A 2,423-nucleotide genomic window follows, 5' to 3' on the forward strand; every position below is an offset into this window, starting at 1 on the left:
TAATAACAGGGGAGATCTTCGCGTAGCAATTGGTTGGGAAACAGAAGGTAAACATGGCCTAGTTAACATATATGATAAATATGGAGAAAACTGGGCTTCTTATTTTCACTACAAACCCTAATAGATAGGGAAGGGGTGTAAGAGCCAATAAAAGGAAGACCTTATAAAATGGAAAGCGAACCCATAGAAAAAATAGAATGTGTCCCTGATAGTAGTGGGAGATTGATGAAAGGAGGCGAGATAAAAAAGTAATTTTTATTGAAAAATTATAGTATTTTAAAATATTTTTTTTAGGAGGAAAAATAAGATGAAAAGAAAAATAATTTTGGGGTTAGTGGCTGCGTTGTTACTGAGTATCGTGTTTACAGGTGCCGGTTTGGCGCAGGGTACAAGTGAAAACTTTATTTTACAGATTCTTCATACAAATGATCATCACTCACATCTTGAAGGTGAATTGTATGGCTTGTATATGGACGGAGAGAATATCCGCATGCAATTGGGAGGGATGTCCCGGATCGTAAGTGAAATCAATGAACTTCGAAACGAGAATACAATAGTGCTGAATAGTGGCGAGTTATGCGGAACTTTGTATTTCAGTTTATTTAAAGGCGAGGTGGATTTTAAAATTTTCAATATGCTTAAACTGGATGCTTACGAACTGGGAAACCATGAATTTGATGAAGGCGAAGAACAGCTGGCAAAACTTATCGAAATTGCAGAGTTTCCGATAATTGGAGCAAATGTTCATCCTACGAAAAGAAGCCCTCTTTTTAAATCGGATATAAAACCTTACGTAATTAAAGAAATAAACGGCGAAAAAGTTGGTATCATCGGCGTTTTAAAAGTTGTAAAAACCGTTGAGTCATCTATGGTATCTGATGCTGTTGAATTTTCCGATGAAATTGAAACAGTCAAGGCTATGGTCAAAGAATTGCAAGATATGAATATAAATAAAATTATACTGTTGAGTCACCTGGGATACGATGAGGATATAAGCCTGGCTAAGAAAGTTACCGGAATAGATGTTATCATAGGCGGCGATACTCATAATCTTTTAGATTCTACCGGAGAATTAAAATCCCTGAATTTAAATGTAACCGGAGAATATCCTACATTAGTCGGTAATCCTGATGGAGAAACGGTTTATATTGCCCAGGCGTGGGAGTATGCTCATGGTCTTGGTATTATGAATATTAAATTTGATACGGAGGGAAGAATTATTTCCTGCAAGGGGAGGACAGAGCTTCTGGTTGAAGGTCCGTTCTTGACAAGAGATGAAAATAAAAAATGGAATGAAGTCCCCGAAGAAAAAACCAAGAAAATAATAGACATTATTGATGGACTGGAAACGGTTAAAATACAGGTTCCGGATCCGGCAACAGAAAAGATTTTGAAACCATACAAAAAAGAACTGGAATCTTATAAGCAGGTTAAAATTGGTAGAGTCACAAAAACTATGCCTTTTGATAGGATTCCCGAACCTTTTAAAAAAGGAGAAACTCCTACAGGAAGTTATGCTGCATATGTCATAGCTGATGCATTTTTAGCCTATACGTATTCTGCAGATGTTACCATACAGAATGCCGGTGGGGTTAGAACAGCTTTAAAGGATGGGGATTTCACAACAGCAGATGCATATACTGCTCTTCCATTCTCTAATACAATAGTTACTATAAAAATGAGTGGAGCTGATATACAGCAAGTTTTAGAAGAGGGAACACACTACTCACTCACTTCTGGTTCTACCGGTGCTTTTCCTTATGCTTCACACCTGAGATATGATGTTGATAAATCGGCTGAACAGGGAAGCAGAATCTTAAATCTTGAGGTTAAGGATAGGAAGACAAAGAAATGGGCTCCGATAGATCCGAATAAAATATATAAAGTGGTAACTAACTCATTTATAGCCCTTGGAAAAGATGGCTATTATTCCTTTAAAAGAGTTCAGGATGTTGACAAAAATGTTTTTGAAGACACATTTGTAAATTATGCTGTTCCTCTTGTTGAATACTTCAGGAATCTTCCGGAAAACACGCTGCCTGAGCTAAACGTAGATGATTATTGTTTAAAATCTGTAAAATAATACCGGATTCAGGAGGGGGATATTCCCCCTCCTGAGAGTGTATGGGGGTCAGGTCTTGAAATATAACAAAAGCTATATTATCTTTGCAGTATGACCAGGCCATTACGGATATAATTTTCAGGAGCAATTTATTACATCACTTCCGGAAGAAATGCTTTACAAACGATCTTTCTTGATATTAAAAAAATTGGGGGGATACGAAAAGTGATATTTCAAGACCTGACCCCTAATAAATTAATGACGAAATTGCTTAGAGGATGGGAATTTGATGAAATGGAGGGAAAATCAACAACAACAGAAAAACCAATTTCCTATCATTAATTTAGATTTCACTCCAGCC

Annotated in this window: 1 protein-coding gene; it reads left to right on the plus strand. The window is 36.7% G+C overall.

Annotated features, from left to right (window positions below; all coding sequences use genetic code 11):
• Positions 1-307 precede the first annotated feature (307 nt).
• Positions 308-2,083: an NAD nucleotidase gene (gene nadN, locus U9Q18_01970; protein ID MEA3313125.1), complete on the plus strand. Its 1,776-nt coding sequence runs from the start codon at positions 308-310 to the stop codon at positions 2,081-2,083.
• Positions 2,084-2,423 lie beyond the last annotated feature (340 nt).

It is taken from the genome of Caldisericota bacterium, from assembly GCA_034717215.1.
In the GTDB taxonomy this organism is placed as follows: Bacteria; Caldisericota; Caldisericia; order Caldisericales; family Caldisericaceae; genus UBA646.